This is a genomic window from Pseudomonas sp. WS 5059, from assembly GCF_012985525.1.
Lineage (GTDB): Bacteria > Pseudomonadota > Gammaproteobacteria > Pseudomonadales > Pseudomonadaceae > Aquipseudomonas.
Genome location: NZ_JAAQWO010000007.1, coordinates 169,142 through 182,089, shown reverse-complemented (window position 1 = coordinate 182,089; position 12,948 = coordinate 169,142). Strand labels below are relative to the sequence as shown.

10 protein-coding genes and 4 tRNA genes are annotated in these 12,948 nt (G+C 58.3%); 10 read left to right on the top strand and 4 right to left on the bottom strand.

Annotated features, from left to right (window positions below):
- Positions 1-143: 143 nt before the first annotated feature.
- The gene (gene hydA, locus HBO12_RS21335) at positions 144-1,583 is read right to left on the bottom strand and encodes a dihydropyrimidinase (protein WP_170043142.1); all 1,440 of its coding nucleotides are present in this window, start codon (positions 1,581-1,583) and stop codon (positions 144-146) included.
- Positions 1,584-2,185: 602 nt separating this feature from the next.
- Here hydA and HBO12_RS21330 point away from each other — a divergent pair.
- A complete protein-coding gene (locus HBO12_RS21330; protein WP_170043141.1) occupies positions 2,186-3,673 on the top strand; it encodes an NCS1 family nucleobase:cation symporter-1 in 1,488 nt (495 codons plus the stop codon).
- 155 nt (positions 3,674-3,828) lie between these two features.
- Positions 3,829-5,109, top strand: coding sequence for a Zn-dependent hydrolase (locus tag HBO12_RS21325; RefSeq protein WP_170043140.1), 1,281 nt, complete (start codon positions 3,829-3,831; stop codon positions 5,107-5,109).
- Positions 5,110-5,151: 42 nt separating this feature from the next.
- On the opposite strand, the gene HBO12_RS21320 is transcribed toward HBO12_RS21325, so the two are convergent.
- A complete protein-coding gene (locus HBO12_RS21320) occupies positions 5,152-5,313 on the bottom strand; it encodes a hypothetical protein (RefSeq protein ID WP_169954405.1) in 162 nt (53 codons plus the stop codon).
- A 212-nt stretch (positions 5,314-5,525) separates the two neighbouring features.
- On the opposite strand from HBO12_RS21320, the gene HBO12_RS21315 reads away from it, so the two are divergent.
- Positions 5,526-6,212 carry a peptidase C39 family protein gene (locus HBO12_RS21315; RefSeq protein WP_169954430.1) on the top strand — a complete coding sequence of 229 codons (687 nt, stop codon included), beginning with the start codon at positions 5,526-5,528 and terminating at the stop codon, positions 6,210-6,212.
- 48 nt (positions 6,213-6,260) lie between these two features.
- On the opposite strand, the gene pbpG is transcribed toward HBO12_RS21315, so the two are convergent.
- Together pbpG and folD are read right to left on the bottom strand one after the other, a co-directional pair.
- Positions 6,261-7,184 carry a D-alanyl-D-alanine endopeptidase gene (gene pbpG, locus HBO12_RS21310; protein WP_169954404.1) on the bottom strand — a complete coding sequence of 308 codons (924 nt, stop codon included), beginning with the start codon at positions 7,182-7,184 and terminating at the stop codon, positions 6,261-6,263.
- Positions 7,185-7,391: 207 nt separating this feature from the next.
- Positions 7,392-8,246, bottom strand: coding sequence for a bifunctional methylenetetrahydrofolate dehydrogenase/methenyltetrahydrofolate cyclohydrolase FolD (gene folD / locus HBO12_RS21305; protein ID WP_169954403.1), 855 nt, complete (start codon positions 8,244-8,246; stop codon positions 7,392-7,394).
- A 280-nt stretch (positions 8,247-8,526) separates the two neighbouring features.
- Here folD and HBO12_RS21300 point away from each other — a divergent pair.
- The 7 genes from HBO12_RS21300 to clpX all read left to right on the top strand — a co-directional run bounded on the left by HBO12_RS21300 (position 8,527) and on the right by clpX (position 12,843).
- Positions 8,527-8,603 (top strand) — tRNA-Arg (locus HBO12_RS21300).
- A 32-nt stretch (positions 8,604-8,635) separates the two neighbouring features.
- Positions 8,636-8,711 (top strand) — tRNA-His (locus HBO12_RS21295).
- A gap of 58 nt (positions 8,712-8,769) precedes the next feature.
- A tRNA-Leu gene (locus tag HBO12_RS21290) sits at positions 8,770-8,854 on the top strand.
- A 77-nt stretch (positions 8,855-8,931) separates the two neighbouring features.
- Positions 8,932-9,007 (top strand) — tRNA-His (locus tag HBO12_RS21285).
- 401 nt (positions 9,008-9,408) lie between these two features.
- Positions 9,409-10,719 (top strand): trigger factor, encoded by a 1,311-nt coding sequence (gene tig, locus HBO12_RS21280; RefSeq protein WP_029298423.1) that lies wholly within the window; start codon positions 9,409-9,411, stop codon positions 10,717-10,719.
- Positions 10,720-10,811: 92 nt separating this feature from the next.
- A complete protein-coding gene (gene clpP / locus HBO12_RS21275) occupies positions 10,812-11,447 on the top strand; it encodes an ATP-dependent Clp endopeptidase proteolytic subunit ClpP (protein WP_029298421.1) in 636 nt (211 codons plus the stop codon).
- A gap of 112 nt (positions 11,448-11,559) precedes the next feature.
- Entirely contained in the window at positions 11,560-12,843 is a 1,284-nt protein-coding gene (gene clpX / locus HBO12_RS21270; protein WP_029298419.1) for an ATP-dependent Clp protease ATP-binding subunit ClpX, read from the top strand.
- Positions 12,844-12,948 lie beyond the last annotated feature (105 nt).

Below are 12,948 nucleotides of genomic sequence, written 5' to 3'. Positions count from 1 at the left end.
TGTCCTCACGGTTTTTTTTGCCTCTGGCGGGCATTGATTTTTTTGTTGTTTGCACTGGCCTCATCGCGGGCAAGCCCGCTCCCACATTTGAACTGTGTGAACCCGATCAAGTGTGGGAGCTGGCTTGCCTGCGATCGGCGATGTCAGCGTTTCACCGCGGCTGGCTTGGAATGCTCCGCACGCTTGCGCAACTGCTCGAACACCGCCGGATACGCCGGCCGCTCGACATAGCGCCCGGCGCCGCGCTCGGCGCGCAGGTCGCCGTCGACCCAGACCAGCTTGCCCTGGCTGATGGTGTGGCTGGGCACGCCGCGTACGGTCTTGCCTTCAAAGATGTTGAAGTCCACCTGCTGATGGTGGGTCTTGGCCGAGATGGTTCGCGAGCCCTGGGGATCCCACAGCACCAGGTCGGCATCGGCGCCGACCCGGATCGCACCTTTGCGCGGGTAGAGATTGAAGATCTTCGCCGTGTTGGTGGAGGTCAGCGCGACGAACTCCTGCATCGACAGGCGCCCGGTGTTGACCCCTTCGTCCCACAGCAGCGCCATACGGTCCTCGATGCCGGCGGTACCATTGGGAATCTTGCTGAAATCGTCACGCCCGGCGGCCTTTTGTTCGGCGCAGAAGCAGCAGTGGTCGGTGGCGGTGGTGTGCAGGTTGCCCGATTGCAGGCCGCGCCACAGCGCGTCTTGGTGCCCGCGTGGGCGGAAGGGCGGGCTCATCACGTAGCCCGCAGCGGTCTGCCAGTCGGGGTGCTGGTACACGCTGTCGTCCAGCAGCAGGTGCCCGGCCAGGACTTCGCCATAGACCGCCTGTCCCTTGGCGCGGGCGTAGGTGATTTCGTCGAGGGCTTCCTGGGTCGAGACGTGTACCAGGTACAGCGGCGTGCCGATGGTTTCGGCAATGCGGATCGCGCGGCTGGCGGCTTCGCCTTCCACTTGTGAGGGGCGCGACAGCGGATGGGCCTCGGGCCCGGTGATGCCCTGTGCCATCAGCTTGCGTTGCAGGTGATACACCAGCTCGCCGTTCTCCGCATGCACGGTGGGCACCGCGCCCAGTTCCAGGCAGCGCTCGAAGCTGGCGACCAGGGTGTCGTCGGCGGCCATGATCGCGTTCTTGTAGGCCATGAAGTGCTTGAAGCTGTTGATGCCGTGATGGCTCACCAGCTCGGCCATTTCCTCGCGCACCTGTTCGCTCCACCAGGTGATCGCCACATGAAACCCGTAGTCGGCCGCCGACTTCTCGGCCCAGCCACGCCACTGGTGAAAGGCTTCCAGCAACGACTGCTGTGGGTTGGGAATCACAAAATCGATGATCGACGTGGTCCCGCCCGCCAGGCCCGCTGCCGTACCGCTGAAAAAGTCCTCGCTGGCCACGGTGCCCATGAAGGGCAGTTGCATATGGGTATGGGGGTCGATACCGCCGGGCATCAGGTATTGGCCGCTGCCATCGAGTATCTCGGTGCCGGCGGGAATATCCAGATCAGTGCCAATAGCGCGGACTAGACCGTCTGCGCACAAGACATCGGCTTTATAACTTTCATCATGGGTAACAACGGTAGCGCCACGGATCAACAGAGACATGCCGAGTTCCTCAGAAGCTTGACCGGCTTATGCCAGTTCTAAGTGTTGTAGTGCTGCACACCGTGCAAGATTTATTCTTGTCAGTGGTGACAGGAATAGAAACTAGCCCGAGTTTTTCGAATGATCAAGATTATTTTTTATAAACATATATCAAGATTAAGTTGTTGAAATATATAGATAAAAATCTGAAATCACCAAAATGTAGCGTCCATTCACCATTTTGACGCACTTGACAGGTTACCAATATGAGCAACATTTCCTATTGCAAATCAGACGCTTGAGAGTTGCCTCTTGACGGCGGGTAGTAATAAAAATAATTGTGTTGCACCAGATTGAGTCCTGATTGTTCGGACAACTTCTGCGTTATTTGGCCTGAGTAACGTTGAAAGTGCCGTGGGACTTTTCGGTAAATAAAATAAAGCTGATAAACATCAGCCAGTTATATAAGCGGTACGGATGGGGTGACGGCTTGCGGTACGGTAATTGAGTGCGCTGGCGGTTGGCCGGGTCCGTGATGTCATGTTGTCCATGCGGGACTACGGCCATCCAGCGTTGAGCGCCGGATGAGCAACAATAATTTTAAAAAAAACCGTGGAGCGGCCATGCAACAGAACAGATCGCAAGTCATAGAACGCGACGGCCTGTATGAACTCGACGCCGGCAGCGACGTCCTCGACAGCCCCCGCTACAACCACGACATGGCACCGACCAAGGTGCACGAACGAACCTGGAACAAGTGGCACATCACGGCGCTGTGGGTCGGCATGTCGATCTGCGTACCGACCTACACCCTGGGTGGGGTGCTTACCGCGTACTTCGGTTTGTCGGTGGGCGAGGCGCTGATGGCGATCCTGCTGGCCAATATCGTGGTGCTTATCCCCCTGACGCTCAACGCTTTTCCCGGGACCAAGTACGGCATTCCGTTCCCGGTGCTGTTGCGCTCATCCTTCGGCATTCTCGGCTCCAATGTGCCGTGCCTGATCCGTGCGCTGGTGGCGTGTGGCTGGTTCGGTATCCAGACGATGTTCGGCGGGCTGGCGATCCACTTGTTCCTCGGCTCGATTTTCGAGGGCTGGAAGAGCCTGGGCGGCACCGGCGAGGTGATCGGCTTCATGATCTTCTGGGTGCTGAACCTGTGGGTGGTGCTGCGTGGCGCCGAGTCGATCAAATGGCTGGAAACCCTGTCGGCGCCGCTGCTGGTGGCGGTGGGTATCGGCCTGCTGGTGTGGGCGTTGCCCAATGTGTCGCTCAGCGAGCTGATGGCGATTCCGCCCAAGCGGCCCGAAGGCGCGAGCCTGACGGGTTACTTCATGGCCGGGCTGACGGCGATGGTCGGGTTCTGGGCCACGTTGTCGTTGAATATTCCCGACTTCAGCCGCTATGCCAAAAGCCAGAAGGACCAGATCCTGGGGCAGATTTTTGGCCTGCCGCTGACCATGTTCCTGTTCGCCGCATTGGGCGTGATCATGACCGCCGCCTCGGTGAAGCTGGTGGGGATCAGCGTCTCCGACCCGGTGACCCTGATCGGCCACATCCAGAGCCCGGTGTGGGTGGCGGTGGCGATGGCGTTGATCATCATTGCCACGCTGTCGACCAACACGGCAGCGAATATTGTCTCGCCCACCAATGACTTCCAGAACATCGCGCCCAAGCTGATCAACCGCGCCACCGCCGTGGTGCTTACCGGCCTGGTGGGGCTGGCGTTGATGGCCCATGAACTGCTGAAAAAACTCGGCCTGATCGTGTCCGATGTCAGCCTGGAAACCGTGTATTCCAACTGGCTGCTGGGTTATTCGAGCCTGTTGGGGCCGATTGCCGGGATCATGGTGGTGGACTATTTCCTGATCCGCCGCCAGCAACTGGACCTGGCGGGGTTGTACCGCGATGACGTGTACCCGGCGTGGAATGTGGCGGGGTTTATCGCCTTTGGCGTGCCGGTGGTGCTGACCTTGCTGTCGCTGGGTAGCGATGCATTCAGTTGGTTCTACAGCTATGGCTGGTTCACCGGTTCGGCGTTGGGCGGGGTGTTGTATTACGGCCTGTGCAGCAAGCGCAAAACCAGCCCGGTCGCTGCCAAGACATCCCTGTAAGCGATGTGGAATGCAATCAACTGTGGGATCGGGCTTGCTCGCGAAGGCGGTGGGTCAGTGATGGATATATTGACTGATACACCGCCTTCGCGAGCAAGCCCGATCCCACAGTTGGACCGCGTCAATCATAAGAAATATTGCCCGAGGAGATCCCCATGAACGCTGCCATCGACGTTCTACAATCGACCCATCAGCACATCAACCGCGACCGCCTGTGGCAGTCGTTGATGGACCTCGCCAAGCTTGGCGCTACCCCCAAGGGCGGTGTGTGTCGACTGGCCCTGACCGACCTGGATCGCCAGGCTCGCGATCTGTTTGTGCAATGGTGCGAGGATGCGGGTTGCACCGTGACTGTCGATGGCGTGGGCAATATTTTCGCCCGTCGCCCTGGGCGCAACCCGGCGCTGGCGCCGGTGATGACCGGCAGCCATATCGACACCCAGCCGACTGGCGGCAAGTTCGACGGCTGCTTCGGTGTATTGGCGGGAGTGGAGGTGTTGCGCACGCTCAATGACCTGCAGATCGAAACCGAGGCGCCGCTGGAGGTGGTGGTGTGGACCAACGAAGAAGGCTCGCGCTTCCCGCCATGCATGATGGGCTCCGGGGTGTTTGCCGAGAAATTCACCCTGGCAGACACCCTGGCCAAAACCGATGTCGAGGGCGTCACGGTGGGCGATGCGCTGAATGCGATTGGCTATGCGGGCACCCGACCGGTCAGTGGGCACAAGGTAGGGGCTTATTTTGAAGCCCATATCGAGCAAGGCCCGATCCTTGAAGATGAGCGCAAAACCATCGGCGTGGTGCTGGGGGCGCTCGGCCAGAAATGGTTCGACCTGACCCTGCGTGGGGTCGAGGCCCACGCTGGGCCGACGCCGATGCACCTGCGCAAGGACGCCCTGGTCGGTGCTTCGGCAGTGGTGGCTGCGGTAAACGCAGCAGCCCTCGGCCATCAGCCCCATGCCTGTGGCACCGTGGGTTGCCTGCAAGCCTACCCGGGCTCGCGCAATGTGATCCCTGGCGAGGTGCGCATGACCCTGGACTTCCGACACCTGGAGCCGGCACGCCTGGACTCGATGATTGCCCAGGTGCGCCAGGTGATCGACGACACCTGCGCCAAGCACGGCTTGACCTTCGAAATGGTGCCTACCGCCGATTTTCCACCGCTGTATTTCGACAAGGGGTGTGTCGATGCTGTACGTGAGGCGGCCAATGGCCTGGGCCTGTCGAACATGGATATTGTCAGTGGCGCCGGGCACGACGCGATCTTCGTTGCCGAATTGGGGCCGGCGGGGATGATATTCGTGCCGTGTGAGGGCGAGATCAGCCATAACGAGATCGAAAACGCGGCGCCGGATGACCTGGCGGCGGGGTGCGCGGTATTGCTGCGGGCGATGGTGGCGGCTTCGGCGGCCGTGGCCAACAAGCGGGTGGCCTGATAAATAATGTAGGAGCCGGCAAGCCGGCTCCTACATTATTTATCAGGCGTGATGGGCGACAGGCTTATGGGCCTTGGCGCGTGTCGCGGCCTTGGGCTGTGGATGATGATGCCGGCGGGTCACGCGCAATACCCCCCACAACATGGCGCCGGCGACGGCCAGCCAGCCAAGCACCAGCAGGAAAATCGTGGTTGTCAGGCTCATGAGTGCCTCCTTTTGCCCTGTGCAGGGCACACACTGTCTTTGCAATGGACAGTCTAGCTGCCTCCCGGTTGCGTGCTATTGACCAATGGTCGTGTCCGTCCAACTTGTTTGCTCTATCCCGGGCTTTTTACTGCTGCCCAAGGCTATACCGGCGTCCAAGAGCGCCCTATGATCAACGCCCCAGCCCGCAGATGATCAAGAGAGTGAAGAAGTTGCGTTTACGGTCGAGTCTCAAAAAATCCTCGCTGGTGGCTGCCTGCGTCCTCGGATTGGCCGCGTGTGCCGGGCATCCCACCCCCTCGAAAATCCACGGTCTGCCCGAACGTGTAGAGCTCAACGGTGTGCCGGCGTTTCGTGGCGACACCTACCAGGGTGGCCCAGCCGCCTTGGCCAGCATGCTGTCGCAACAAGGCATTGTGATTACACCGGGCTTGCTGGATAAGCCATTGCACCTGCCGGGTGGGGAAGCGGACCTTGAGCGCAATATGCAGATACTGGCGCGTGAGTACGGGATGCTGGTGTATCCGCTGGATGCCAAGCTAACCGCGCTGTTGGCGCAGGTGGCGGCGGGGTATCCGGTGATGGTGCGCATCACCGAGGGCTCGACACTCTGGGCCGAGCCGCGTTATGCGGTACTGGTGGGCTTTAACCAGCAGAACAGTACGGTATTGCTGCGAGTCGCAAGGGACCGGCGACGCCCGGTGGCGTTCAGCGACTTCGAGTCCGCCTGGAACAGCGCCGGGCAGTGGGCGGTGCTGGTCCAGCGCCCAAGCCAGTTGCCGGCCAATCTGGATGCGGGGCGGTGGCAGCAGGCCGCTAACGCAACCGCCCAGGCCGGCCAGGAGCAGGCGGCAGCCCAGGCACTCAAGGTGATGGCCGAAAGACCGAAGCAGCCATAAAGCAAACGGCGCCCGAGGGCGCCGTTTTTTGTACCTGCCAATCGTGTATCAATGGGACTGGGCGACCCCGGTCTGGCGGGCCTTGAGATTCTTGTCGGCCTTGTATTGCAGGGCCACGTCCGGCACCGAGCCACTCTTGCCGGTTTCAATCCACTTGCGGATGCGGCTGGCATCGGCAAAGTGCGTGAACTTGCCGAAAGCATCGAGGATCACCAGCGATACCGGACGATTGCCCATGCTCGTCACCAGCACCAGGCAGTGGCCGGCCTGGTTGGTGAAGCCGGTCTTGGTCAGCTTGATATCCCAGTTGGCCCGGTTGACCAGGTGATCGGTATTGGAAAAGCCCAGGGTGTAGCTGGGCTTGCGGAACGACACGGTTTTTTCCTTGGTGGTGCTCAGTTGCGTGAGCAGCGGGTATTTGTGCGCGGCTTGCACCAGCTTGCTCAAGTCGCGGGCGGTGGACACGTTATGGATCGACAGGCCGGTGGGCTCGACATAGCGCGTGCTGTTCATGCCCAGGGCCTTGGCCTTGGCGTTCATCGCGGCAATAAATGCGGCATAACCGCCCGGATAGTGGTGGGCCAGGCTGGCAGCGGCACGGTTTTCCGAGGACATCAGGGTGATCAGCAACATCTCCTTGCGCGGCATCTCGCTGTTGAGCTTGACCCGTGAGAACACGCCTTTCATTTCCGGGGTGTCGCTGATGTTGATGGAGATGTACTCGTCCATGTTCTGCTTGGCGTCCAGCACCACCATGCCGGTCATCAATTTGGTGACGGAAGCAATCGGCACGACTACGTCGGGGTTGCTGGCGTAGATCACCTTGTTGGTTTGCAAATCCACCAGCATCGCGCTACCCGAAGCGATATGCAGCTGCGAGGTATCCCGTGGGGCCAGGGTGGTTTCACTGGCGTTGGCGACAGTGCCTGCGAATGCGAAGAACAGGCTGACGAGAGAGAGACGAATATTCACGCGGATGGACTCGCTAAAAGATAGAAAAATACCGGGTGCGACCGGCTTTATGAAAAATGATGTTACATATTATTAGTATGGGCCAGAAACTGTCGAATGTTCTTCTAAAACCAGACGAAAGCTCTTAAAAACAAAGAAAAAACGACTTTTTTTGCGGGCAATAAAAAGCCCCGCCATAAGGCAGGGCTTCTTTAGTGCGGCGGGTTATTAGCTGTGCAGCGTTTCGGCCGCGTACAGGGTGTTTTCCAGAAGGCACGCACGGGTCATCGGGCCTACGCCACCCGGCACCGGAGTAATCCAGCCGGCACGGGGCAGGGCGGTTTCATACACCACGTCGCCCACCAGCTTGCCATCTTCCTGGCGGTTGATGCCGACATCGATCACGATGGCGCCTTCCTTGATCCACTCGCCCTTGACCAGGCCCGGCTTGCCGGCGGCGACCACTACCAGGTCGGCACGGCCGACGTGGCCTGCCAGGTCCTTGGTGAAGCGGTGGGTGACGGTCACGGTGCAGCCGGCCAGCAGCAGTTCCATGGCCATCGGGCGGCCAACAATGTTGGAAGCGCCAACGACTACCGCATCCAGCCCATACAGGTCCACGCCGGTGCTTTCCAGCAGGGTCATGATGCCTTTTGGCGTGCACGGGCGTAGCAGGGGGATACGCTGTGCCAGGCGACCGACGTTATAAGGATGGAAACCGTCGACGTCTTTGTCGGGGCGGATGCGCTCCAGCAGCAGGGAGGCATCCAGATGCTCCGGCAGCGGCAATTGCAGCAGGATGCCGTCGATGTTCGGATCGTCGTTGAGGCCGTCGATCAGGTCGGTCAGCGCCTGTTGGGTGGTGTCGGAAGGCAAGTCGTAGGCCTTGGAAACAAAGCCGACCTCTTCACAGTCTTTACGCTTGTGCGAGACATAAACCTGGGAGGCAGGATCGCTGCCGACCAGGATCACCGCGAGCCCCGGCGTGCGCAGGCCAAGCTTACGACGTTCGGCGACACGTTTGGCGATCTGCTGGCGCAGGCTGGCGGCGATTGATTTGCCGTCGATAAGTTGTGCAGTCATTACGCGTGATTAACCATCGAGAGGGGGAGGAAAAGTGCGCGCATTCTCGCACGCCAGGACGTGAGGGCAAAGGCGCTTGGTCTGCAAATTCCCCTAACCCCTTAAATAAAATGAATTTTTTTCAAAAAAGATTTGACGGCCCCTGGGGGCGTCTATACTATTCGTCGCACTTGTCGGGCACAGCCTAGCACTGGTTAAGAAGGTCGAGCGCAATAGTGGTTTTATTGTGTGAGGCTGGAAGCATTTAGTTTGTAGTCCTCCAAGAGTACAGATTAATCAGGCGCCCGTAGCTCAGCTGGATAGAGCATCCGCCTTCTAAGCGGATGGTCGCAGGTTCGAGTCCTGCCGGGTGCGCCATTAGGCAGCTTTGGCACAAGTAGCGCAAGATGGTGGGCGTAGCTCAGTTGGTAGAGCACGGGATTGTGACTCCCGTTGTCGAGGGTTCGATCCCCTTCGTCCACCCCATATTTCAAAAGGCGCCAGATTTAACGGTCTGGCGCCTTTGTTTTAAAAGCTTCAAGCCGCGGATGTGGTGGAATTGGTAGACACACTGGATTTAGGTTCCAGCGCCGCGAGGCGTAAGAGTTCGAGTCTCTTCATCCGCACCAAATACAGCGTCACCCTTGCCATGGGCTGGGTTGGTGCTTAACAGAGAAGGCGATTGGCTTCTTTGTCACGCAATATGGTGGGCGTAGCTCAGTTGGTAGAGCACGGGATTGTGACTCCCGTTGTCGAGGGTTCGATCCCCTTCGTCCACCCCATATTCCGAAAGGCGCCAGATTTAACAGTCTGGCGCCTTTTTTGTTTTAGCGGTTTACGTATTCGGCGACTGCAGGTTCTGGGTCGCAGGGGTGGGCGCTTCGTCGTATTTTTGTTTCTCGATGATGCCGTACTACCCGCCGGCCTTGTGCGCAAGGTTGGCAGCCAGGGAGATGGTTGGCAGCTTCTTCTATATATAGAAGGGTTGGTACAGAGCCCTGGCGTGATTGGCTGTATTTGTCACTGGGGCGAGGAGCATTCGTGCATTCGTACCTGTAAAATGCCTGCTGTTTTTTAACCCGTTTTCAGTAGGGTGACTTCTTGAGTTTGACCCACTAGAATGCATGCCCTTGATTCTTGGGTCGGAAACGGCCGGCTAACGTCTGTGCAACGAGGAATATCCATGCAAGTTTCTGTTGAAAATACTACTGCTATCGAGCGCCGCATGAGCATCACCGTGCCGGCAGAGCGCATCGAGACTGCGGTCAACAAGCGTCTGCAGCAGACTGCCCAGAAGGCCAAGATCGCTGGTTTCCGTCCAGGCAAAGTGCCGATGAGCGAAATCAAGCGCCGCTTTGGTGCTGACGCGCGTCAAGATGCCGTAGGTGACGTGATCCAGGCTTCCTTCTACGAAGCTGTTGTCGAGCAAAAGCTGAACCCGGCTGGTTCGCCTTCCATCGAGCCTAAGTCCTTGGAAGCTGGCAAGGACCTGGAATACGTTGCCGTATTCGAAGTGTTCCCAGAGTTCACCGTCGCTGGCTTCGAAGGTATCGAAATCGAGCGCCTGAGCGCCGAAGTGGCTGATGCCGACCTGGACAACATGCTGGAAATCCTGCGCAAGCAGAACACCCGTTTTGAAGTGGCCGATCGCGCTGCCCAGAACGAAGACCAACTGAACATCGATTTCGTAGGCAAGGTTGACGGCGAAGTCTTCGCTGGCGGCTCGGCCAAAGGCACCCAGTTGGTACTGGGCTCCAATCGCATGATCCCGGGCTTTGAAGACGGTCTGGTTGGCGCTAAAGCCGGTGAAGAGCGTGTTCTGAACCTGACTTTCCCTGCTGACTACCAGAACCTGGATCTGGCTGGCAAAGCCGCCGAGTTCACCGTGACTGTCAACAGTGTTTCCGAGCCTAAGCTGCCAGAACTGAACGAAGAGTTCTTCGCCCAGTTCGGCATCAAGGAAACCGGTATCGAAGGTTTCCGCGCCGAAGTTCGCAAGAACATGGAGCGTGAGCTGCGCCAGGCCATCAAGTCCAAGGTCAAGAACCAGGTCATGGACGGTCTGCTGGCCGCCAACCCGATCGAAGTGCCTAAGGCTCTGCTGTCCAACGAAGTGGACCGCCTGCGCGTACAAGCTGTTCAGCAGTTTGGTGGCAACATCAAGCCTGACCAACTGCCGGCCGAGCTGTTCGAAGAGCAAGCCAAGCGCCGCGTCGTGCTGGGCCTGATCGTGGCTGAAGTGGTCAAGCAGTTCGACCTCAAGCCTGACGAAGACCGCGTTCGCGAAATGATCCAGGAAATGGCTTCGGCCTACCAGGAGCCTGAGCAGGTCGTGGCTTGGTACTACAAGAATGACCAGCAGTTGAACGAAGTCCGTTCGGTTGTGCTGGAAGAACAAGTTGTGGATACTGTTCTGCAGAAGGCTAAGGTGACCGACAAAGCGGTCTCTTACGAAGAAGCAGTCAAGCCGGCAGAAGCAGCACAAGCCGACTGATTGTCCAACTCGTTTGAAAATACACCCATAAGCCAGCCTCGCGCTGGCTTATGCGTATTCAAGACATGACTATTTGGGAGTAACTGCAGAGCATGTTCCGTAATTCGTATATTCAGCAGAACTCTGATATCCAGGCCGCAGGCGGCCTGGTCCCGATGGTTGTCGAGCAATCTGCTCGTGGCGAACGCGCCTACGACATCTACTCGCGCCTGCTCAAGGAGCGAGTGATCTTTCTGGTTGGTCCGGTAGAGGACTACATGGCCAACCTGATCTGTGCGCAACTGCTGTTCCTTGAAGCGGAAAACCCGGACAAGGACATCCATCTCTACATCAACTCCCCAGGCGGTTCGGTGACGGCGGGCATGTCGATCTACGACACCATGCAGTTCATCAAGCCGAACGTATCCACCACGTGCATTGGCCAGGCCTGCAGCATGGGTGCATTCCTGCTGACCGCAGGTGCTGAAGGCAAGCGTTTCTGCCTGCCTAACTCGCGCGTGATGATTCACCAGCCACTGGGCGGTTTCCAGGGCCAGGCGTCGGATATCGAAATCCACGCCAAGGAAATCCTGTTTATCCGTGAGCGTCTCAATACGCTGATGGCCAAGCACAGCGGGCACACCCTGGAAGAAATCGAGCGCGATACCAACCGCGACAACTTCATGAGTGCCGAAGCCGCGCGTGAATACGGGCTGATCGACGCCGTGATCGACAAGCGCCCCGCTTAATATAAGCCGCTCAAAATAGGGCTGGTCGGCATGTCCGACCACCGGCGGGCTTGAAAAAGCCCGCATAAGCCTTCATCTTGTGTTGCAAGCCTATCGGATTTGGATCGAACGAATGACTGACACCCGCAACGGCGAGGACAACGGCAAGCTGCTCTATTGCTCCTTCTGTGGCAAAAGCCAGCATGAAGTGCGCAAATTGATTGCCGGCCCCTCGGTCTTTATCTGCGACGAGTGCGTCGACCTGTGCAATGACATCATCCGTGAGGAGGTGCAGGAGGCACAGGCCGAAAGCAGCGCGCATAAATTGCCTTCGCCTAAAGAAATCAGCGGCATCCTTGATCAGTACGTGATTGGTCAAGAGCGTGCAAAGAAGGTTCTGGCCGTAGCGGTGTACAACCACTACAAGCGCTTGAACCAGCGTGACAAGAAAGGTGACGAGGTCGAACTCGGCAAGAGCAACATCCTGCTGATCGGTCCTACAGGCTCGGGTAAAACCCTGCTTGCAGAAACCCTCGCTCGCCTGCTGAACGTTCCGTTCACCATCGCCGACGCCACCACCCTCACCGAGGCTGGCTACGTGGGTGAAGATGTCGAGAACATCATTCAGAAACTGTTGCAGAAGTGCGATTACGACGTAGAGAAGGCCCAGATGGGTATTGTCTATATCGATGAAATCGACAAGATTTCGCGCAAGTCCGACAACCCGTCGATCACCCGGGATGTTTCCGGTGAAGGCGTGCAGCAAGCCCTGCTGAAGTTGATTGAAGGCACGGTCGCTTCCGTACCGCCCCAAGGCGGCCGCAAGCACCCGCAGCAGGAATTCCTGCAGGTTGATACGCGTAACATCCTGTTTATCTGTGGCGGTGCGTTCTCCGGCCTGGAAAAGGTTATTCAAAACCGCTCCACCCGTGGCGGCATCGGTTTCAGTGCAGAAGTGCGCAGCAAGGAAGAAGGCAAGAAGGTGGGCGAGTCCCTGCGTGAAGTCGAGCCTGACGATCTGGTCAAGTTCGGTCTGATCCCGGAATTCGTTGGCCGTCTGCCGGTCCTGGCTACGCTGGACGAGTTGGACGAGGCTGCTCTGATTCAGATCCTCACCGAGCCGAAAAACGCCCTGACCAAGCAATACGCCAAGCTGTTCGAAATGGAAGGTGTAGACCTCGAGTTCCGTGCCGATGCGCTCAAATCGGTGGCCAAGCGGGCACTGGAGCGCAAAACTGGCGCACGTGGCCTGCGCTCGATTCTCGAAGGCGTACTGCTCGACACCATGTACGAAATCCCCTCGCAGTCCGAGGTGAGTAAAGTGGTGATCGACGAAAGCGTTATAGAAGGTAAGTCCAAGCCACTGTATATCTACGAAAACAGTGAGCCGGCTGCCAAGGCTGCGCCAGACGCGTAAGCGTTTCGCAGTTTCGGTACAAACAAGGGGCCTCTAGGGGCCCCTTTGTTTTTCATAGGGATTTTTACTGTGTGTAACTGCCAGCATTGAGCTTGTTTTTTTTAC